Source organism: Pseudomonas sp. BJa5 (assembly GCF_030272875.2).
Taxonomy (GTDB): Bacteria; Pseudomonadota; Gammaproteobacteria; order Pseudomonadales; family Pseudomonadaceae; genus Aquipseudomonas.
The window spans coordinates 14,752-35,453 of sequence record NZ_JALRNG020000024.1 but is presented as its reverse complement, the minus strand read 5'-3'; the positions used below and the strand labels follow the sequence as shown (position 1 = coordinate 35,453).

20 protein-coding genes are annotated in these 20,702 nt (G+C 63.1%); 5 read left to right on the top strand and 15 right to left on the bottom strand.

Annotated features, from left to right (window positions below; genetic code table 11):
* Positions 1-106: 106 nt before the first annotated feature.
* From M2D63_RS15010 to hrpA, 4 genes are all read right to left on the bottom strand, one after another.
* Entirely contained in the window at positions 107-346 is a 240-nt protein-coding gene (locus M2D63_RS15010; RefSeq protein ID WP_285863728.1) for an anti-sigma factor, read from the bottom strand.
* Positions 340-951 (bottom strand): RNA polymerase sigma factor, encoded by a 612-nt coding sequence (locus M2D63_RS15005; RefSeq protein ID WP_285863726.1) that lies wholly within the window; start codon positions 949-951, stop codon positions 340-342. Before M2D63_RS15005 ends, M2D63_RS15010 begins: the two co-directional genes overlap by 7 nt.
* A gap of 149 nt (positions 952-1,100) precedes the next feature.
* Positions 1,101-2,222, bottom strand: a complete 1,122-nt coding sequence (locus M2D63_RS15000) for a beta-ketoacyl-ACP synthase III (RefSeq protein WP_285863725.1) — start codon at positions 2,220-2,222, stop codon at positions 1,101-1,103.
* Between the two features lie 191 nt (positions 2,223-2,413).
* The gene (gene hrpA / locus M2D63_RS14995; RefSeq protein WP_285863724.1) at positions 2,414-6,319 is read right to left on the bottom strand and encodes an ATP-dependent RNA helicase HrpA; all 3,906 of its coding nucleotides are present in this window, start codon (positions 6,317-6,319) and stop codon (positions 2,414-2,416) included.
* A 187-nt stretch (positions 6,320-6,506) separates the two neighbouring features.
* Here hrpA and M2D63_RS14990 point away from each other — a divergent pair, with 187 nt between their 5' ends.
* From M2D63_RS14990 to M2D63_RS14980, 3 genes are all read left to right on the top strand, one after another.
* Complete coding sequence (locus tag M2D63_RS14990; protein WP_285863722.1) at positions 6,507-6,671, top strand: hypothetical protein; 165 nt, start codon at positions 6,507-6,509, stop codon at positions 6,669-6,671.
* A 97-nt stretch (positions 6,672-6,768) separates the two neighbouring features.
* Positions 6,769-8,133 (top strand): glutamine synthetase family protein, encoded by a 1,365-nt coding sequence (locus M2D63_RS14985; RefSeq protein ID WP_285863721.1) that lies wholly within the window; start codon positions 6,769-6,771, stop codon positions 8,131-8,133.
* A 29-nt stretch (positions 8,134-8,162) separates the two neighbouring features.
* A complete protein-coding gene (locus tag M2D63_RS14980; protein ID WP_285863720.1) occupies positions 8,163-9,470 on the top strand; it encodes an FAD-binding oxidoreductase in 1,308 nt (435 codons plus the stop codon).
* A gap of 93 nt (positions 9,471-9,563) precedes the next feature.
* Here M2D63_RS14980 and fadD1 read toward each other — a convergent pair whose 3' ends face one another.
* Both fadD1 and fadD2 read right to left on the bottom strand, forming a co-directional pair.
* Positions 9,564-11,261, bottom strand: coding sequence for a long-chain-fatty-acid--CoA ligase FadD1 (gene fadD1, locus M2D63_RS14975; protein WP_285863719.1), 1,698 nt, complete (start codon positions 11,259-11,261; stop codon positions 9,564-9,566).
* Positions 11,262-11,558: 297 nt separating this feature from the next.
* Positions 11,559-13,247, bottom strand: a complete 1,689-nt coding sequence (gene fadD2, locus M2D63_RS14970; protein WP_285863718.1) for a long-chain-fatty-acid--CoA ligase FadD2 — start codon at positions 13,245-13,247, stop codon at positions 11,559-11,561.
* A gap of 210 nt (positions 13,248-13,457) precedes the next feature.
* Between fadD2 and M2D63_RS14965 the strand changes: the two genes are divergently transcribed.
* Together M2D63_RS14965 and M2D63_RS14960 are read left to right on the top strand one after the other, a co-directional pair.
* Positions 13,458-14,402 carry an alpha/beta hydrolase gene (locus M2D63_RS14965; RefSeq protein WP_285863717.1) on the top strand — a complete coding sequence of 315 codons (945 nt, stop codon included), beginning with the start codon at positions 13,458-13,460 and terminating at the stop codon, positions 14,400-14,402.
* A 32-nt stretch (positions 14,403-14,434) separates the two neighbouring features.
* A complete protein-coding gene (locus M2D63_RS14960) occupies positions 14,435-14,905 on the top strand; it encodes a MaoC family dehydratase (RefSeq protein WP_285863716.1) in 471 nt (156 codons plus the stop codon).
* 3 nt (positions 14,906-14,908) lie between these two features.
* On the opposite strand, the gene M2D63_RS14955 is transcribed toward M2D63_RS14960, so the two are convergent.
* The 9 genes from M2D63_RS14955 to M2D63_RS14915 form a co-directional block, all read right to left on the bottom strand.
* Positions 14,909-16,144 (bottom strand): RNA polymerase sigma factor, encoded by a 1,236-nt coding sequence (locus tag M2D63_RS14955; protein WP_285863715.1) that lies wholly within the window; start codon positions 16,142-16,144, stop codon positions 14,909-14,911.
* Positions 16,141-16,629 (bottom strand): SRPBCC family protein, encoded by a 489-nt coding sequence (locus M2D63_RS14950; protein ID WP_285863714.1) that lies wholly within the window; start codon positions 16,627-16,629, stop codon positions 16,141-16,143. The genes M2D63_RS14955 and M2D63_RS14950 overlap by 4 nt, the downstream gene beginning before the upstream one ends.
* Positions 16,630-16,648: 19 nt before the next feature.
* Entirely contained in the window at positions 16,649-16,993 is a 345-nt protein-coding gene (locus M2D63_RS14945) for a YciI family protein (RefSeq protein ID WP_285863713.1), read from the bottom strand.
* An 89-nt stretch (positions 16,994-17,082) separates the two neighbouring features.
* Positions 17,083-17,517, bottom strand: coding sequence for a nuclear transport factor 2 family protein (locus M2D63_RS14940; RefSeq protein ID WP_285863712.1), 435 nt, complete (start codon positions 17,515-17,517; stop codon positions 17,083-17,085).
* A gap of 119 nt (positions 17,518-17,636) precedes the next feature.
* Complete coding sequence (locus M2D63_RS14935; protein WP_285863711.1) at positions 17,637-18,125, bottom strand: GyrI-like domain-containing protein; 489 nt, start codon at positions 18,123-18,125, stop codon at positions 17,637-17,639.
* Between the two features lie 214 nt (positions 18,126-18,339).
* Positions 18,340-18,996 carry a LysE family translocator gene (locus tag M2D63_RS14930; RefSeq protein ID WP_285863709.1) on the bottom strand — a complete coding sequence of 219 codons (657 nt, stop codon included), beginning with the start codon at positions 18,994-18,996 and terminating at the stop codon, positions 18,340-18,342.
* Between the two features lie 96 nt (positions 18,997-19,092).
* Positions 19,093-19,425, bottom strand: coding sequence for a type II toxin-antitoxin system HicB family antitoxin (locus M2D63_RS14925; protein WP_285863708.1), 333 nt, complete (start codon positions 19,423-19,425; stop codon positions 19,093-19,095).
* On the bottom strand, positions 19,422-19,676 hold the full coding sequence (locus M2D63_RS14920) for a type II toxin-antitoxin system HicA family toxin (protein WP_285863707.1): 255 nt from the start codon (positions 19,674-19,676) through the stop codon (positions 19,422-19,424). Before M2D63_RS14920 ends, M2D63_RS14925 begins: the two co-directional genes overlap by 4 nt.
* Positions 19,677-19,723: 47 nt before the next feature.
* Complete coding sequence (locus M2D63_RS14915) at positions 19,724-20,683, bottom strand: threonine dehydratase (RefSeq protein WP_285863706.1); 960 nt, start codon at positions 20,681-20,683, stop codon at positions 19,724-19,726.
* Positions 20,684-20,702: the final 19 nt, after the last annotated feature.

The following is a 20,702-nucleotide window of genomic DNA, read 5'->3' as shown; positions in this document are numbered from 1 at the left end:
ATGTCAGATCAGTGGCTTTTATATAAATGTTTTATGACAACGGAACTTTTTTACTTCCAAACGAAATAAGCCGGAAAACGCCATTGCAGCGCCTTCCAGTCGTCGTTCAGGGCTTGTTCGCGCCCCGCTGCTCGCGCGACAGACGCTCGGCCAGCGCCGCGCTACCGGGCTCCGGTGCTGGCGGCATGGCCCGCACGGTGGCCTGGGCCAGTTGCAGCTGCTTGATGAAGCGCCGGCAGTTTCGGCAGAACAGCAGGTGCTGACGCACCATCAGGCGCTCGCCCAGGTTCAGTTGTTCATCGACGAAGTCGCTGGAGCGGGCGACTAGTTCCTTGCAGGTCAGCATTGGCCGGTTTCCTCGAAGTGTTCCAGGGTCGCGAAGACCTTCAGCCGTGCCCGGTGCAGCAGCACGCGGACATTGGAGAGCGAGATATCGAGAAGATTACAGATCTGTTCCAGTTCCAGCCCCTGGCGTTCGCGCAACACCAGGACGCTGCTTTGCAGCTCCGACAGGCTGAGCAAGGTGTGCTCCAGGCACTTACGCAGCTCGTCCTGGCTGAGCAAGGCTTCAGGGCTGTCTTCGTGCCAGGCTGAAGGCGCCAGCAACCAGTGGCCGTCGCTGGCAAAACGCTCGTCGCCGATGCTGCCATGGGGCGCGGGCAGGTCGTCGAGCAGCACTTCCCGGCGGTTGTGTTTGTAACGGGTCTTGGCCGCGTTGGCGGTAATGGTCAGCAGCCAGGTCTTGAGGCTGGAACGCTGCTGGAATCCGCCCAGGTTGCGCACCACCGCCAACCAGGCATCCTGCACCACCTCATCGGCGTTGCGGCTGCCGACAATGGCATAGGCCACGGCGCGCATCGCTCCTTGATAGGTATCGACCAGTTCCTTGAAAGCCTGTTGCTCGCCCTTGAGCAGCCGCTCGAGCAAGCGGCCTTGTTCTTCACCTGTCATCGCCATCCATCCGTCGTTGTGCCGGTAGAGTCTGATTAGAGGAGTTTGTTACAGGCTTGGCGATCAGCAAAGGGAACATTCACGGGGGAACGATTCCCTTTGCCATTGGATAGAACCGCCTCAGCGTTGTGTGACGGTTCGCAGGTCGATCAGCGCTTGCGCAGGATCACGCTACCGATGGAATAACCGGCGCCGAACGAACTGAGCACACCCAGCGCGCCCTTGGCCAGGTCGTCCTGGTGCTTGTGCAGGGCGATCACCGAGCCGGCCGAGCTGGTGTTGGCGTAGCTGTCGAGGATCACCGGTGCCTCTTCTTCCAGCGCATCGCGGCCCAGCAGCTTCTTGACGATCAGGTGGTTCATGCTCAAGTTGGCCTGGTGCAGCCAGAAGCGCTTGACGTCACTGACGTTGAGGTTGTTCTCGGCCAGGTGCTGGCCGATCAGCTCGGCGACCATCGGGCAGACTTCGCGGAACACCTTGCGACCTTCCTGGACGAAGAGCTTGTCCGGAGCACCGATGCCCTCTTCGGCGGCGCGGTTGAGGAAGCCGAAGTTGTTGCGGATGTTGTTGGAGAACTGGGTCAGCAGCTTGGTGCTGACGATGTCGAACTGATGGGCGGAGGTCGCCAGGTCAGCCCGCTCGACCAGCACGGCAGTCGCCGCGTCACCGAAGATGAAGTGGCTGTCGCGGTCGCGGAAATTCAGGTGGCCGGTGCAGATTTCCGGGCTGATCACCAGTACGGCGCGGGCCTGGCCCAGTTGCACGCTGTTGCAGGCGGTCTGGATGCCGAAGGTGGCCGAAGAGCAGGCGACGTTCATGTCGAAGCCGAAGCCGTTGATGCCCAGGGCCTGCTGCACTTCGATGGCAATGGCCGGGTACGGGCGCTGCAGGTTGGAACAGGCGACGATCACCGCATCGACGTCGGCCGCCGTGCGCCCGGCCCGTTGCAGGGCCTGCTCGGCAGCCGCCACGGCCATCTGGCAGAGGATCGACGGCTCGTCGTTGGAACGCTCCGGCAAGCGTGGCTTCATGCGCTGCGGGTCGAGGATGCCGTCCTTGTCCATGACGAAGCGGCTCTTGATCCCCGAGGCCTTTTCGATGAAGGCGGCGCTGGACTCAGCCAGGGCCTGGACTTCGCCACGCTCGATGGCCTGGGCGTTGTCAGCGTTGAACTGCTGCACATAGGCATTGAAGGAATCCACCAGCTCCTCGTTGGAGATGCTGTTGGCCGGGGTGTACAGGCCGGTGCCGCTGATGACGACGTTATGCACGGTCGTTCCTCTGTTCAGGGGCCGATGCCGGTCGGGCAGCGGCCTGTTCGATTCGAAAATGGTACGAACGTACCAATTTGTGCAGGCAATAACCCCCGTGCGGGATCGCCGCGGGGCCTCTCATTGGTTAAACACCGCTGCCGGGCAGGCAGCGGTCATATATCGGCCAAGTGTGCCACAAATAAAGGTCTCTAGGCTTCTACCTGACTCCACTGCTTGTTCAGTCGCTTGTCGGAAACCGGCACCTTGGTGCCCAGCTGCTGGGCGAACAAGGACACCCGATACTCCTCCAGCCACCAGCGGTACAGCGTCAGATGTGCATCGCGCTTGCCTTCCTGGGCGTGCTTGTCGGCGCGGGTCTTGTACTGCGTCCAGAGATTACCCAGCTCGCCGCTCCAGACCCGGTCCTTCTGGACCTGGCTGCCCAGTTTCTCCAGGCGCAGTTCGACGGCCTTGAGGTAGCGCGGCATCTCCTTGAGCCACAGCATCGGAGTTTCACGGACAAAGCCCGGGTACACCAGGTTGCCCAGTTGCTGCTTGATGTCGTTGAGCGCCACGGCCTGGGCCAGGTCGATCTTGCCCTTGAAGCGCTTCTGCAACCCATGCCAGAGCTTGAGGATCTCCAGGGTCAGGCGCGCCAGGCGTTCGGCGTGCTCGGTCCAGCTGCCGCGCTTGCGCTCGGCCAGCGAGGCCAGGCCGGCACCATCGCGTGGCAGGTTGCTTTCACCGTCGAGGATGCAGCTGTCGAGGCTGGCCAAAAGGATATCCTCGACCAACGCCTCGATACGCCCCAGTTCGCGGTACAGCAGGCCAAGCTCGGTAAGGCCGGGCAACTTGCCGCGCAGGAACTTGGCCGGCTCGGCCAGTTGCTGCAGCAGCAGGCGCTGCAAGGCGCGCCGGTGCTGGAACTCGGCTTCGGCCTGGGTCGAGAAACGCCCTTCCTTGACCGTGCCATTTTCCTCCACCAAGGCCGGATAGACCGTCATCGACAGCCCGGCGATCTTCTGCTGGGCGGTCTCGGCCACCTGGGCGAAGGCCTTGGCCTGCACCGGCTGCTGGCTCTTTTCGGTCTGCGGCACGGCCAGTGCGGCCTGGCTGGCGGCGGCAAAGCGCGCGGTCAGTTCCGCCAGGTCGCGGCCTTCGCCAAGGAACTTGCCGCGCCCGTCGACCACTTCCAGGTTCATCTTCAGGTGGTTATCGACTTGTCCTGCGGCTTCGGCCCAGGCCTCATCGCTGACTCGTGCCCCGGTCATGCGCAGCAGTTCGCGGCCCAGGGCCTGGGGCAAGGAGCCTTCGGCAAAGGTCATGCGTTGCAGGGCGGCCTTGACGAAGTCCGGTACCGGCACGAAGTTCTTGCGCAGGGCCTTGGGCAGGTTGCGCACCAGGGCGATGCACTTGGCTTCGAGCAGGCCCGGCACCAGCCACTCCAGGCGTTCGCCCGGCAGGCTCGGCAACAATGGCGCCGGTACCCGCACCGTGACACCGTCGCGCGGATGATTGGGTTCGAAGTGATAACTCAGGGCCAGGCTCAAGTCGCCCAGGCGCAAGGTGTCGGGGTACTGCGCCGCCGTGACCTCGCTGGCCTCGCGGGCCAGCACGTCTTCCTCGCGCATGATCAGCAGCTGCGGATCTTTCTGGCTGTTGACCCGGTACCAACTGTCGAAGGTCGCGGTCTGGTGGATCTCGGCCGGCAAGCGCGCCTCGTAGAAGCCGTAAAGGGTTTCGTCGTCGGCGAGGATGTCGCGACGCCGGGCCTTGGCTTCCAGTTCGTCGAGTTGTTCGAGCAGGTTGCGATTGGCGCTCAGGCACTTGGCCCGGGACTGGATTTCACCGCCCACCAGCGCCTCGCGGATAAACAGCTCGCGGGACATCACCGGGTCGATCGGCCCGAAATGCACCGGGCGACGGCCGACCACGATCAGGCCATAAAGGGTGACCTGTTCATAGGCCACCACCTGGCCGCGCTTCTTCTCCCAGTGCGGCTCGAAGTGGTTCTTCTTGACCAGGTGGGTGGCCAACGGCTCGATCCAGTCCGGCTCGATCTTGGCCACCATGCGCGCGTAGAGCTTGGTGGTTTCGACCAGTTCGGCGGTCATGATCCACTGTGGCCGCTTCTTGCCCAGGCCCGAGGACGGATGCACCCAGAAGCGTCGCTGACGGGCACCGAGGTAGTCGCCGTCTTCGGTCTTCTGGCCGATCTGGCTGAGCAGGCCGGAGAGGATCGCCTTGTGCAGTTTCGGGAAATCGGCCGGGTCCTTGTTGATGCTCAACTGCAGATCGCGACAGATCAGGCTCAACTGGCGGTGCGCATCGCGCCATTCGCGCAGGCGCAGGTAGTTGAGGAAATTCTTCCGGCACCAGTTGCGCAGCGGGCTGGCGGTCAGGGCCAGGCGTTGTTCTTCGAAGCCGCGCCACAGGTTGACCAGGGCGGCGAAGTCGGAATCGGCATCCTTCCACTGCGCATGCGCCTGGTCGGCGGCCTGCTGGCGCTCCGGCGGACGCTCGCGCGGGTCCTGCACCGACAGGGCGCTGGCGACGATCAACACTTCATTGAGGCTGCCCTGCTTGGCACCTTCGAGCAGCATGCGCCCCAGGCGTGGGTCGACCGGCAGGCGCGCCAGTTGCCGGCCCAGTGGTGTCAGCTGGTTCTCGCGGTTGACCGCCGAGAGCTCCTGCAACAGGTTGAAGCCGTCGCTGATGGCTTTGCCATCCGGCGGCTCGATAAAGGGAAAGGCGTCGATTTCACCCAGGCGCAGATGGAGCATCTGCAGGATCACCGCCGCGAGGTTGGTACGCAGGATCTCCGGATCGGTGAACGCCGGCCGTGCGTTGAAATCCTCTTCGCTGTACAGGCGCACGCAGATGCCCGGTTCGACCCGCCCGCAACGGCCTTTACGCTGGTTGGCACTGGCCTGGGACACCGCCTCGATGGGCAGGCGCTGGACCTTGGCGCGGTAGCTGTAGCGGCTGATCCGCGCGGTGCCGCTGTCGATCACATAACGAATGCCCGGCACCGTCAGCGAGGTTTCGGCGACGTTGGTCGCCAGCACCACGCGCCGCCCCGGATGGGACTGGAAAATCTTCTGCTGCTCGGCCGGCGACAGGCGCGCGTACAGCGGCAGGATCTCGGTGTGGCGCAACTGGGCCTTGCGCAGCATCTCGGCGGCGTCGCGAATCTCGCGCTCGCCGGGCAGGAACACCAGCACATCACCCGGGCCCTTGCCCTGGCCGCGCTCATGGGCGGCGATTTCGTCGAGGGTGGCGAGAATCGCCTGGTCCACGGTCAGGTCGTCTTCGACCCGGTTGCCCTCCTCGTCCTGCTCGCTGGTCAACGGCCGGTACCAGGTTTCCACCGGGTAGGTGCGGCCGGACACTTCGATGATCGGCGCATCGTCGAAGTGCTTGGAGAAGCGCTCAAGGTCGATGGTCGCCGAGGTGATGATCACCTTCAGGTCCGGGCGACGAGGCAGCAGGGTCTTGAGGTAGCCGAGCAGGAAGTCGATGTTCAGGCTGCGTTCGTGGGCTTCGTCGACGATGATGGTGTCGTAGCGTTCGAGAAAGCGGTCGTGCTGGGTTTCGGCCAGCAGGATGCCGTCGGTCATCAGCTTGACCAGGGTGTTGGCGTCGCTCTGGTCTTCGAAGCGCACCTGGTAGCCGACCAGCGCGCCCAATGGTGTACCCAGCTCTTCGGCGACCCGGGTGGCGACGCTACGCGCCGCGATCCGCCGGGGCTGGGTATGGGCGATCAGGCCGTGCTGGCCACGCCCCAGCTCCAGGCAGATCTTCGGCAACTGGGTGGTTTTGCCCGAGCCGGTTTCACCGGCGATGATCAGCACCTGATGCTCGGCCAGCACCTTCTTGATCTCGTCACGCTTGGCCGCAATCGGCAGGCTGTCGTCGTAACGGATGCTCGGCACGCTGGCCTTGCGCGCAGTGACCTGGGCGCAGGATGCCTGGACCTTGTCGACCCACTGCGCAAGCTTGGCCTCGTCCGGGCGCTTGCGCAGTTCGTGCAGTTGCCGGCGCAGGCGATGGCGCTCGGCAATCATGGCGTGGTCGAGGTTTTTCAGCAGTTGATCGATGGCGTGGTCAGTCATGGGGCGCTTTTTAGTCGTGCAGGTGAGCCTGCTTTTACATGATCGGCATAGGAAGGGCTGGGATTGTCGCAGATTTGCCCGGCCTCGGCACGGTCGTGGCAAAGGCGTTCTTTGTTTAGCCAGGATTGATCTGAAGGTATACAAAGGCTGATTTAATGAACCTTCACCGGCATGGGAGTATCGAGGCATGACTTCGCCCCTGCGTTTGCCCCGCCCGTTGTTGCGCCCTTCGTTCCCGAAGGTGCGGGCGCGCTCTGGCGAAAACCCGCTGGTGCACATCATTCTCGCCTTCTGGGCCTTGTGGCACTGCCGCCATGCCCGCCCACCGGACGCCCTCCTCGCTTCGCACTGAACCGTGCGGCCAGCGTCTGGCCGACTTTCCTTGTCGATGACTGCCGCCATACTGGTGAAGACAGTCCTGTGCGCCTGACGGCGCGAGCGAGAGCCCCATGCAATTTGCCCCCATCGAGCAGGCCCGAACCTTCCTGGCCGCCAACCCCGATATCGAGATGATCGAACTGTTCATCCTCGACGCCAACGGCGTGCCACGCGGCAAGCTGCTGCACCGCGAAGAGCTGCTGGCGGTGTATGAAAGCGGACGGCCGCTGCCCAGCACCATCCTGGGCCTGACCCTCAATGGCGACGATGTGGAGAACTCCGGACTGGTGTGGGACGTCGGCGATATCGACTGCCGCGCCTACCCCCTGGAGAACAGCCTGGTGCGCCTGCCCTGGCGGCAGATTCCCACCGCTGCGGTGCAGGTCAGCATGCACCCGACCGAGGGCATGCCGGCGAGCATCGCCGACCCACGCCACCTGCTGGTCAAGGTCATCGATGCGCTCAAGGCCGATGGTTACCACCCGGTGATGGCCTGCGAGCTGGAGTTCTACCTGCTCGATCAGAAACGCGATGCGCAGGGCCGGCCACAACCGGCGCTGGACAGCGACGGCGGCCGCCCTCGCGGCACCCAGGTGTATGGCCTGCGGGAACTGGAACAGATCGAGCCGTTCCTCGCCGACCTCTATGCCGCCTGCAAGGCGCAGGGTATTCCGGCACGCACAGCGATTTCCGAGTATGCCCCGGGCCAGGTGGAAATCACCCTAGAGCATGGCGATGCCCTGCTGGCCATGGACCAGGCGGTGCGCTACAAGCGCCTGGTCAAGGGGGTGGCCAACAAGCACGGTATGCAGGCCTGTTTCATGGCCAAGCCGTTCGATCACCTGGCCGGCACCGGCATGCACATGCATGTGAGCCTGGCCGATGCCCAGGGCAACAACCTCTATGCCAGCGAAGACAAGGCTGGCACACCGCTGCTGCGCCAGTCGGTGGCGGGTATGCTCAAGCACCTGCTCGACTCGTTGCTGCTGTTCTGCCCCAACGCCAACTCCTACCGCCGCTTCCAGGCCAACAGCTATGCGCCGCTGGCGCCGACCTGGGGCGTCGACAACCGCACCGTGAGCCTGCGGGTGCCGGGTGGCCCGGCCAACAGCCGGCACATCGAACACCGCATCTGCGGCGCCGACGCCAACCCGTACCTGGCCGCTGCCGCGATCCTCGCCAGCCTGCACCAGGGCATCCGCCAGCAGCTCGACCCGGGTGCACCGGTCGAAGGCAACGGCTACGCCCAGGCCAAGCAATTGCTGCCCACCGACTGGCTGACCTCGCTCAAGGCCCTGGAGGCTTCGGACTGGGCAAGGGAAGCCTTTGGCGAGGCCTTTCTCGGCGTCTACCTGGCGGTCAAGCGTGCCGAATACCGTCAGTTCATGGCCGAAGTCGGCGAACAGGACTGGCGCTGGTACCTGACCCAGGCCTGATCCCTTTATTTTTGCACCCAGGATTTTTTATGAACGCAGCCGTGAATGCCGGCACTGCCCAGCGCAGCGCCTCCTACTACACCGCCAGCCTCAATGACAGCACCCAGTACCCCACCCTCAAGGGCACCGTGAAGGTCGACGTGGCCATCATCGGCGGCGGATTTACCGGTGTGGCCAGTGCCGTCGAGCTGGCCGAACGTGGCCTGAAGGTCGCCATCGTCGAAACCAATCGCATCGGCTGGGGCGCCAGCGGGCGCAACGGCGGCCAGGTCACCGGCAGCCTGTCCGGCGATGAAGCCATGCGCAAGCAGATGCGCGACAAGCTCGGCGATGACGTCGATGACTTCATCTGGCACCTGCGCTGGCGCGGGCACCAGATCATCGAGCAGCGGGTGGAACGCTACGGCATCGCCTGCGACCTCAAGCGCGGTCACTTGCATGCGGCGATGAAAGCCTCGCACATGGACGAACTGCGTTCATTCGAAGCCGAGGCGCGGCGCCGCGGCATGGGTGATCAGGTGCAGTTGCTCGATCGCCAGGACATGGCGCAGCACCTGCAAAGCCCGCTGTACCTGGGTGCGCTGAAAAACCTGCGCAACCTGCACCTGCACCCGCTCAACCTGTGCCTCGGCGAAGCCCGTGCGGCCCATGGCCTGGGCGCGCTGATCTTCGAAAACTCCGAAGTGCTGGACATCGTCCATGGCCCGCAACCTGCCGTGGTCACCGCCCAGGGGCGGGTCGAGGCCAAGCAGATCATGCTGGCCGGCGACGTCTACCACAAACTGGAAAAACGCCAGCTCAAGGGCAAGATCTTCCCAGCCATGGGCGGCATCGTCACCACCGCGCCGCTGGGCGAGCTGGCAGCGCAGATCAACCCCCATGACCTGGCGGTATACGACTGCCGTTTCGTCCTCGACTACTATCGCCTGACGGCCGATGGTCGCCTGCTGTTCGGCGGTGGCGCCAACTACTCGGGGCGTGACTCGCGGGATATCGCTGGTGAATTGCGGCCGTGCATCGAGCGCACCTTTCCGGCGCTCAAGGGCGTTCCGATCGAGTTCCAGTGGAGTTGCGCCATGGGCATCGTGGTCAACCGCATTCCGCAGCTGGGCAAGCTGTCGGACAATGTCTGGTACTGCCAGGGGTATTCCGGGCATGGCATCGCCACCAGCCACATCATGGGCGAGATCATGGCCGAGGCGCTGACCGGGACGCTGGAGAAGTTCGATACCTTCGCCGGCTGCAAGCACATCAAGGTGCCCATGGGCGATGTGCTGGGCAATCCGCTGCTGGCGGCGGGGATGTGGTACTACCAGATGCTGGAGAAATTGCGCTGAGGCCAATCGCGGTGGGAGCGGGCTTGCCCCGCGAAGCGATGTGGCTGACACACCGCGATCGCGGGGCAAGCCCGCTCCCACGAAGCCCGGGCCTCAGGCGATCTTCTTCAGGCCCAGCTTTTTCAGTTCTTCATCACGCAGTTCACGGCGCAGGATCTTGCCGACGTTGGTGGTCGGCAGCGCCTCGCGGAACTCGACGTAACGCGGCACCTTGTAGCCGGTGACATTGGCGCGCATGTGCTCCATCACCTGCTCCTTGGTCAGGGTCACCCCTGGCTTGGCGACGATGAAGATCTTGATCACTTCGCCGGACTTCTCGTCAGGCACACCGATAGCCGCGCACTGCAACACGCCCGGCAGTGCTGCCAGCACATCTTCGAGCTCGTTCGGATAGACGTTGAAACCGGAGACCAGGATCATGTCTTTCTTGCGGTCGACGATGCGCATGTAGCCGTCAGGCTGGATCAGGGCGATGTCACCGGTCTTCAACCAGCCTTCGCTGTCGAGGATCTCGTTGGTGGCATCCTGGCGCTGCCAGTAGCCCTTCATCACCTGCGGCCCCTTCACGCACAGCTCACCGACTTCACCCAGCGGCAGTTCGACACCGGCGTCGTCGATGACCTTGCACAGGGTCGACGGCACCGGAATGCCGATAGTGCCGATCTGGTTCTGCTCGGCCGGGTTCACCGCCGCCACCGGGCTGGTCTCGGTCATGCCGTAGCCTTCGCAGATGGCGCAACCGGTGACCGCCTTCCAGCGCTCGGCCACGCTCATCTGCAGGGCCATGCCGCCCGACAGGGTGATCTTCAGCCCGGAGAAATCCAGCTTGCGGAAGGTCTCGTTGTTGCACAGGGCAACGAACAAGGTGTTCAGGCCGACAAAGCCGCTGAACTTCCACTTCGACAGTTCCTTGACCATTGCCGGCAGGTCGCGCGGGTTGCTGATCAGGATGTTGTGGTTGCCGATCAGCATCATCGCCATGCAATGGAAGGTGAAGGCATAGATGTGGTACAGCGGCAGCGGCGTGATCAGGATCTCGCAACCTTCATTGAGGTTCGAGCCCATCAGCGCCCGGCACTGCAGCATGTTGGCCACCAGGTTGCGGTGGGTCAGCATCGCGCCCTTGGCCACCCCGGTGGTGCCGCCGGTGTACTGCAGCACGGCCACATCATTGCTGTCCGGGCTGGCTTCCTTGACCGGCCGGCCGGCGCCCTTGCTCAACACATCATTGAACTTGATCGCCTTGGGCAGGTGGTAGGCCGGCACCATTTTCTTCACGTACTTGATCACGCTGTTGATCAACAGGCGTTTTACCGGTGGCAGCATATCGGCCACTTCGGTGACAATAACGTGCTTGATCTGGGTCTTGGGCACCACCTTCTCGGCCAGATGCGCCATGTTGGCCAGGCACACCAGCGCCTTGGCGCCGGCATCGTTGAACTGGTGCTCCATTTCCCGCGCGGTATACAACGGGTTGGTGTTGACCACGATCAGGCCGGCCCGCAAGGCGCCGAACACGGCGACCGGGTACTGCAGGACGTTGGGCAGTTGCACGGCGATGCGATCGCCAGGTTGCAGGTCGGTGTGCTGCTGCAGGTAGGCGGCAAACGCCCCCGACAGCTCGTACAGCTCGCCGTAGGTAATGGTTTTGCCCAGGTTGCTAAAGGCTGGTTTATCAGCAAAGCGTTGGCAGGACTGTTTCAGCACTGCCTGGATGTTCGGGTACTCGTCAGGATTGATTTGCGCCGCAATCCCGGCTGGGTACTTATCCTTCCAAAAATTTTCGATCATGGAAGCCCACTCCTTCAGCAACAGCGAATTCTTCACCGCAGTCGATGCGATTATTATTGATATGAGATTACGGTTTATTGCAAACCTGATAATCGAAAGCGGGCCGAGAGTAGCAGCTTTGCCAGGGGTCGCCTAGAGCTAAAGCAGCCCAAACAGTCATAAAAATGACTCTTGATTATATCGTAGTCATTTTTAGAGTAAACAATCTAAAAGACGGGATTTGTAGGAGCGGGCTTGCCCCGCGATGGGTTTGTGCGAACCCATCGCGGGGCAAGCCCGCTCCTACAGAGGCAACGATCAGGCGATGTCGCGCAGCTCGCGGCGCAGGATCTTGCCCACCGCCGTCATCGGCAAGGAATCGCGCACCACAATGTGCTTGGGCACCTTGTAGCCGGTGAAATTGGCCTTGCAGTAGGACTTGAGCTCTTCAAGGCTGACCCCGCCCTCCCGCGGCACCACGAACAGTTTCACTGCCTCGCCGGAACGCTCGTCGGGGATGCCGATCACCGCGCAGTTGGCCACTTGCGGGTGGCCCATGACCACTTCCTCGATCTCGTTGGGGTACACGTTGAAACCCGAGACGATGATCATGTCCTTCTTGCGATCGACAATCCGGGTGAAACCATCGGGGTCGATCACCGCGATATCGCCGGTCTTGAACCAGCCTTCGCTGTCCAGCGCCTCGGCCGTGGCCTCGGGATGCTGCCAGTAGCCCTTCATCACCTGCGGGCCCTTGATGCACAACTCGCCGCGCTCGCCGAACGGTTGCTCAATGCCCTCATCGTCGATCACCTTGAACGCGGTGCCCGGCACCGGAATGCCCACGGTACCCAGGCGCGCCAGTTGCCCATACGGGTTGGTGCTGGCGACCGGCGACGTCTCGGTCAGGCCATAGCCTTCGACAATGCGGCAACCGGTCAGGGCTTCCCAGCGCTCGGCGGTGGCCGTGACCAGTGCGGTGCCGCCGGAGTTGGTGACCTTCAGCGCCGAGAAATCCAGCTCCTTGAATTTCGGATGGTTCATCAGCGCGACGAACAGGGTGTTGAGCCCGATCAGCGCGGAAAACCGCCACTTCTTCAGCTCTTTGACAAAGCCGGGGATGTCCCGCGGGTTGGTGATCAGCACGTTGTGGTTGCCGGTCACCATCATGCACATGCAGTTCGCGGTGAAGGCATAGATATGGTAGAGCGGCAGCGGCGCGATCATCACCTCCTGGCCTTCCTTGATCAGCCGCTGGCCATCCGGGCCGTGCTGGGAAAAACAGGCCAGCACCTGGAGCATGTTGGCCACCAGGTTGCCGTGGGTCAGCATCGCGCCCTTGGCCAGCCCCGTGGTGCCGCCGGTGTATTGCAGCACGGCGACGTTGTCGAGGCTCTGCGCCACCGGCCGCAGCGACTGGCCACGGTCCTGTGCCAGGGCGGTCTTGAACGGCACGGCCTGGGGCAGGTGGTAGGCCGGCACCATCTTCTTGACCTTGGCTACCAGGGTGTTGACCAGCCAGCCCTTGGCCGCCGGCAGCATGTCGCCCATCCGCGCTTCGATGAGAAATTCGATGTTGGTGTCAGGCAACACTTCCTCCACCAGCTTGCCGAACATGTTCAGGTAGACCAGTGCGCGCGCCCCGGAATCCTTGAACTGGTGACGCATCTCCCGCGCGGTGTACAGCGGGTTGGTGTTGACCACGATCAGCCCGGCGCGCATGGCACCGAATACAGCGATGGGGTACTGCAGCACGTTGGGCATCTGCACCGCAATGCGGTCGCCCGGCACCAGATCGGTGTGCTGCTGCAGGTAGGCGGCAAAGGCCGCGGAATGGCGTTCCAGCTCGGCATAGCTCAGGGTCACCCCCAGGTTGCTGAACGCCGGGCGGTCAGCGAACTTCTTGCAGGAGCGTTCGAACACTTCGACCACAGACTTGTAAGCATTCATGTCTATGAGCGAAGGAACGCCTGCGGGGCGCTTGTCATTCCAGAAATCAGCTTGCATTTATTCTTGTCCTCATACCTGAGCCGTTCCGGCCCCCCTGGCCTTCTTGGCGAAGAGGGTACTTTGCCGACGTTAGCAGGTATGCCGCAGGTGGCAAATACGCCAAGGGCTGTCATTAACATTGTGAATCTTGTTTGTGGCCGCCTTTCGATTGCATGCTTGGGTTATACACTGTGCTGACTCACCGTTCCGCGTGCACAAGGACCCGCCATGCACCACGATGCGTTCTGGCTACCGACCTGCGATCACAGCAACCTGTATGTCTACCAGTGGCTGCCGGACACACCGATCAAGGCGGTGGTGTTACTGGCCCACGGCATGGCCGAGCACGCAGGTCGCTACCAGCGCCTGGGCGAAGCCTTGTGCGCTGCCGGGTTTGCCTTGTTCGCCCACGACCAACGTGGCCACGGCCGTACTGCCGAACTCGGTACCCTGGGCCTGTTCGCCCGGCACAACGGCTGGAGTACGGTGATCAACGACCTGGGCCTGCTCAGCCAGCATATCGGCCTGCTGTACCCCGGCACACCGGTGTTCCTGTTCGGTCACAGCATGGGCAGCTACATTGCCCAGGCCTACCTCATGCACCACGGCGCCAGCCTGCAGGGCGCGATTCTCAGTGGCTCGAACTTCCAGCCGCCGGCGCTGTACCGCACCGCCTGCGTGATCGCCCGCTTCGAGTCCTGGCGCCAGGGCCCGCTGGGCCACAGCGCACTGATCGACTGGTTGTCGTTCGGCTCCTTCAACAAGGCCTTCAAACCCAATCGCACGCCGTTCGACTGGCTGAGCCGCGACAGCAGCGAAGTCGACCGCTACGTGGCCGACCCGCTGTGCGGCTTTCGCTGCAGCAACCGCCTGTGGATCGACCTACTGATGGGCCTGGAGCAGATCAGCCGGCCCGCCAACCTCAAACAGATCGATCCGAACCTGCCGATCCTGGTCATGGGCGGCGAATGTGATCCGGTCAGTGCCGGCAAGCGTCTCAAGGATCTGGCCGGTGCTTTGCGCCTGGCCGGCAACCAGCATGTGCAGTTGCAGCTGTACCCGCAAGCGCGACATGAACTGCTCAATGAAACCAACCGTGACGAGGTCACGGCCGCCATCATCGACTGGCTGGAACAGGCCCTGGCCCTTGGCCGCCCTGCCCGCAGCGAATGACGGCCGCCCCCGCGCCTACAGGAACCGAATCGATGACCCAGGTCACCAACACGCCCTACGAAGCCCTTGAAGTCGGCCAGACCGCCAGTTTCAGCAAGACCGTCGAAGAACGCGACATCCAGCTGTTCGCGGCGATGTCCGGTGACCACAACCCGGTGCACCTGGATGCCGAGTTCGCCGCCAAGAGCATGTTCAAGGAGCGTATCGCCCACGGCATGTTCAGTGGCGCCCTGATCAGCGCCGCGGTGGCCTGCGAACTGCCTGGCCCGGGCACCATCTACCTGGGTCAGAAGATGAGCTTCCAGAAGCCGGTGAAGATCGGCGACACCCTGACCGTGCGCCTGGAAATCCTGGAGAAGCTGCCCAAGTTCAAAGTGCGCATTGCCACCAATGTGTACAACCAGAAAGACGAACTGGTGGTCGAAGGCGAAGCCGAGATTCTCGCACCACGCAAGCAGCAGGTCGTCGACCTGGTCAGCCCGCCACCGATCAGCATCGGCTAAGGTTTACAGCTCGCGCAGGCGGCGCTCGATAAAGCGCCGTTCGGCGCCCTGGGCGGTCAGGCCCAGCGCGGTCTGATAGGCCGCCCGCGCCTGCTCCGGCCGCCCCAGTTGCCGACAGAGTTCGGCACGGGCGGCATGGGCCAGGTGGTAATCCTGCAACTGGCCACGGGCCAGAATCGCCTCTATCGCATCCAGGCCTGCCAGGGGACCATCACGGCGCGCCAGGGCAGCGGCGCGATTGAGCTCCACCACCGGTGACGGCCAGCCCTGCAGCAGCACATCGTACAAACCAACGATTTCTGTCCAGTCGGTCTGCTCGGCACTGGCGGCCTGCGCATGCACGGCGGCGATGGCCGCCTGCAGGCTGTACACGCCCAGTTGCCGGCTGCGCAACGCCTGCTGCACCAGTTGACTGCCCTCGGCGATCAGCGCGCGGTTCCACAGGCTGCGGTCCTGTTCGTCGAGCAGGATCAACTCGCCGTTTTCATCGCTGCGCGCCTGCTGCCGCGAGGCTTGCAGCAGCATCAGCGCCAGCAGGCCAAGTACTTCGGGGTCTGGCAGCAGTTGCTGCAACAGCCGGCCCAGGCGAATGGCTTCATCGCTCAGGTCATTGCGCATTAGGCTGTCGCCCGAAGACGCCGAATAGCCCTCATTGAACACCAGGTAGATGACCCGCAGCACGCTGTCCAGGCGCTCGGGCAATTCGCCCAGCGATGGCACTTGATAGGGTATCTGCGCATCGCGGATCTTGGCCTTGGCGCGCACGATGCGCTGGGCAATGGTGGCCGGGCTTTGCAGGAAGGCCCGGGCGATTTCCTCGGTGGTCAGATCGCAGACCTCGCGCAAGGTCAGCGGCACCTGGGCGTCGGCGGCCAGTGCCGGGTGACAGCAGGTGAAGATCAGACGCAGGCGATCGTCCTCAAGCTCTTCATGCTCCACCTCATCCTCCTCCAGTGCCTCGAGGGCCATCATCAACTGCACCTGGGAGCGGTCGAAACGGGCGCGTCGGCGTATCCCGTCAATAGCCTTGAAGCGCCCGGTAGACACAAGCCAGGCCCGGGGATTGGCAGGAATGCCATCTCGCCGCCAACGCTCCACGGCCACGAAGAAGGCTTCGTGCATGGCTTCCTCGGCCAGGTCGAAGTCGCCCAGCAGACGGATAAGCGTTGCCAGGATGCGTCGTGATTCGCGCTGATAGACCGACTCGACCTCGGCCCGCACCTGCGCCAGCGTCGTCATCCGCCGGGCATCTTGTGGATCACCAGGTCCACCAGCCGGTCGAGGCTTTCGCCCCAGCCGCGATGAAAGCCCATTTCCTCATGGGCCAGGCAATCGGTGGCATTCCAGTGCCAGGCGCGCGCGGTGTAGCGGGTCTTGCCCTGGACATCCTCGAAGGTCACCACCACGGTCATGAATGCCCTGTTCGATGGCACCCAGCCCGGGCCGAAGGCATCGGTGAAGACAATCCGTTCGGGCGCGACGATCTCCAGGAACACCCCCTGGTTCGGGTATTCGGTGCCATCCGGAGCCTGCATCACGGTGCGAAACAGCCCACCCACCCACAACTGCATTTCACACACCGGCGTGGACATGCCGTTGGGGCCCCACCATTGCGCCAGCAGCTCAGGTTCGGTCCAGGCCCGGAACACCTTGCTGCGCGGCGCATCGATCAGGCGGGTGAGGGAAAGCTCGTACTGCGCCGCCCCGGGCGGATAAAGGCTCATCGTGATGGTCTCCCTCGGCTCAGGGTTGCAGTTCGCGGACCGGCCTCACTTCAACGCTGCCGACCCGGGCGGCAGGTATACCCTTGGCGATGTTCAGCGCCTCGTTGAGGTCGCGCGCATCGACCAGGTAGAAGCCGGCCAGTTGCTCCTTGGTTTCGGCAAAAGGGCCGTCCGTCAGGCTCATGTGCCCACCGCGCACGCGCACCGTGGTCGCGGTCTGTACGGGCTTGAGCGCTTCGGCGGCCAGCATGCGCCCGCTACCCTGGATCGACTCGGCATAGGCCATGCACTCGGCATCGGCAGGGCTGTCGGGCAGGCTGTGCAGCAGCCCCTCTTCACAGTAGACCAGGCACAGATATTTCATCTGTCATCTCCAGGGCGGAAAGTGAACTATGACTGCTAATCGCACCATCAGGGAAAGCGCGATTTGGCGTAAGACCTGTCGCTTTAATTTCAAGGTTTGAGCGAAAACAGGGCAGCTCCGGACTCCATGTCGAAAGGCGCCGACCAGTGCTCGTGAATCACTTGCCATTGCCCGCCGATACGCTGGTAGCCGACGGTGACGCGCATGTAGCAGCTTTGGTCCTCACCGCCTTCCGGGGTGGCCGGGCCGCAGCGGTTGAGCCAATGAGCAATGGCCAGTTCCGGCGTGGCCTGGATCTGCAACTGCTCCACCTCGAAGACCATCTCGCCGGGGCAATGCTCCATACAGGCCTGCCAGTGGGCGCGGTAGGCGGCCTTGCCCTGGAACTGCAGGGCCTTGACCGCATCGAAGGCGCGGATGTTGTCGGCGTAAGGGGCGGTGATGGCGTCGACGTCCCGGCTGCGAACGGTCGGGATCCATTGCTCGATCAGTTGACGAATTTCGTGTTCGGCGGCGCTGCTCATGGTCGTGTCCTCGGTGCGTCGACAGGTGTGGAGCGCCGATCGGTACGGCGCATTCACAGATGGTCGAATGAGGGTGCAAGGAATCGACAGCAGCGCTGAAAAAAGTGACCGACCTGCACCTAGCGAGGCTCGAGCGGCAACCAGATCTCCATGACGCTGTGGCTGTCGAACGGATCGAAATTCTTGCCATAGCGCTCGAATTCCGGGGCCTGCGCGGCCCGCTCGCCAGAAACCGGCAGCCAGTCGTGCCAGATGGCCTGGAAGGTATCCTTGAGGTGGTCGAGGCTGCCATGGTGCTCGAACACCGCATAACGCTGGGGCGTGAGTTCGATGTGCTGAAAATCGGCCGGCAGCAACTCGACGTTCTTTACTTCAACGCCGGCGATGTAATCGAAATTGCCCTTGCCGTCGGCATTGCAGCACACGCCATAGGTGAAGTCCGAGCACTGCCCCGGCACCCGACCGATGTAAGGCTCGAAGCGCTGCCACAGGTGAGGAATCTTGCTGATCGTGGACTGCTTGAAGCGTCCACCGAGACCGGCGATGACCAGCGGGGCGGCGACGTCGAAGCGTACGGGGCGAATGGCGGATTGAATCGGGTCGGACATTTCCTTTGCCTTAATCAAACAAGAGCCCCTCGCGGGGCTCCAGGTCGTTGTCATGGAAGGAAACCACTGGCGGCCGCACGTTTTGCACGTTTGGCGGCGCGTTTTTCCTCAGCGGTTTTCAGGGGCTTTTTCTTGGCCATTTTTTTTGCATCAAGACCTTTCATCGCAAAGATCCTCCGGCCTGACGGCACCTGCGCACGGGTGCCCCGACTGATTATAGACCCGCTGTGGCAGCCGGCACGGCGAGGATGAATTCCCGATAACCGGAGACAATCACGTACACCGCGAAGTAGCAGAAAATCGCCGCCGAGAGCAGGTAGGACCAGGTCAGCAGCCGCTCACCCAGCAAGCGCCCGCCGTGACTGGCAATCAGGCACAGCGACAGGCACCAGAGCAGCCCGGCGGCGAAAAAGCCGGACAGGAACAATCCGGCTTCCATCAGGCTGCCACCACCGGAACGGGAAATCAGCACCCCGCCCACCGCGGCAAACCAGAGGATGGCGCTGGGTGACGACATCGCCAGTACGATCCCGCGGACAAACTCGCGCCAGGACGATTCCACCACCACCTCGCCCGGTTGCAGATGCCCCTCCCCGCGCCAGGCGGCCAGCAGCATCTTCAGCGCAAACCAGATCAACATCATCGACCCGCCCACCCACAACACCCAGCGCACGGCCTCGAACTGCAGCAGCACGGTCATCCCGGCCAGGGCCGCCAACGCGTAGACCAGATCGCCCACACAGGTGCCCAGCCCCAGCCAGAACCCCTGGAGAAAGCCGCGCTGCATGGCCAGGGTGATCATGGCGATATTGGCGATGCCGATATCCAGGCACAGGGAAAGACTGAGGAGAAATCCATTGGAGAAAGGCATGGGGCATTCCATAGACAGCGTTGAAGGCAGGCGCTATTAAAGCGGGAAACGCCGTGGCTGTATTGGAAGAAATTGCTTCGCCCGAGCGAAATCCCGTCAAGCCTGAGCCGCACGCTCGAAGACTTCGTCCGCCCACTGATTGAGACTCTTGCCCGCTGACTGTGCGGCAATGGTCGCCGCAGCGTGGACCTCTGGGCGAATGCGCAACATGACCTTGCCTGACGCGGGCCGCTCGGGCGCCACACCACGCTCGGCACAATCGGCCAGGTAATCGTCCAGCGCCAGGTGAAACGCCTCATGCAACTGGCTGACGGAGCTGGCATGAAAGCTGATGATGTCCCGAACGCCCAGTACCCGGCCGACGAAAATGTCGTCACGGGGGTCGTAGTCGATGCGGGCGTTGTAGCCCTTGTGGTGCATCGTGTTCATGGCTGTACTCCTGCCCGCAGGAGAAACTCGCGGGCTTCTTCGACTTGATATCGCTTGGCCTCCTTGCCCGGGTGCGGCCTGTGGCAACGCCACTGCTGAGCCCCCAGAACAAGCTTGACCCTGGAACCCTCACGCTCAACCACCTGGCCGCCCAGATGCACAACCAGTGCTTCAATGTCGGCGAACACCAGAATGGCACTGGTGGGCGTGCGAAAAATGCTGTCGAGGATTTTGCGATATCGATTGTTCATCGGAAAATGCTATCAAAATAAGATAGCACTTTTTCCAACAGATCAATTCAACATTTTTCACTCAACACCTGCGCATACCGCTCCCGATCGACATTGGCGCCACTGAGAATCACCGCCACCTTGCGCCCCCGTTGCCGCTCGCGCTCCTGGATCAGGGCCGCCAGGCCTGCCGCCCCCGCGCCTTCCGCGGTGTTGTGGGTATCCTCGTGATAGATGCGCATGGCCCCGGCGATTTCATCATCACTGACCCGCACGATACGCGCCGCATGCGCGCGGATGATTTCGAAGGCCTCGGGCATCGGTATGCGACAGGCCATGCCGTCGGCGAAGGTGTCGGCGGTGGCGGTAGTGACGATCTGGCCTTGCTCGACACTCAAGGCAAAGGCATCCGCCGCCGTGGACACCACGCCGACGATCTCGGTGCGCAGCCCCAACAGGTTGCGGGCCTGGATCAGGCCGCAGATGCCCGAGCCCATGCCGATAGGGACATAGACACAATCGAGGTCGCGCACGGCCTCAAGCAATTCCAGGGCATAGGTCGCCACCCCGCGCACCAGTTGCGGATGAAACGACGGCACCATTTCATAGCCGTGCAATTGCGCCTGGCGCGCAGCCTCCTCACGGGACTGGTCGAAGTCGGCGCCATGCTCGATCAACTCCGCACCGAGTGCGCGCATCGCCGCGTTCTTTTCTCGTGAATTGCCCTGGGGCACGACGATGATGATCGGCAGTCCGGCATTGCGCGCCGCCAGCGCCATGCTCTGGCCATGGTTGCCCCGCGTGGCGGTGACCAGCCCCCGCACCTGCGGCCGCTCTGCCCGCAACCATTGCACATAGAGCAAGCCACCCCGGACCTTGAAGGCGCCGGTCGGGGCATGGTTCTCGTGCTTGACCCAGACTTCGCAACCCAAGCGCTCGGCCAGCCGCGGCCAGGCATATTGGGGGGTGGCAGGCACATGGGCATTCACCAGGCGGGCAGCATCACGCAAGGCAGGCAGGTCGAACATGGGGCACCTCGGCAGCAGT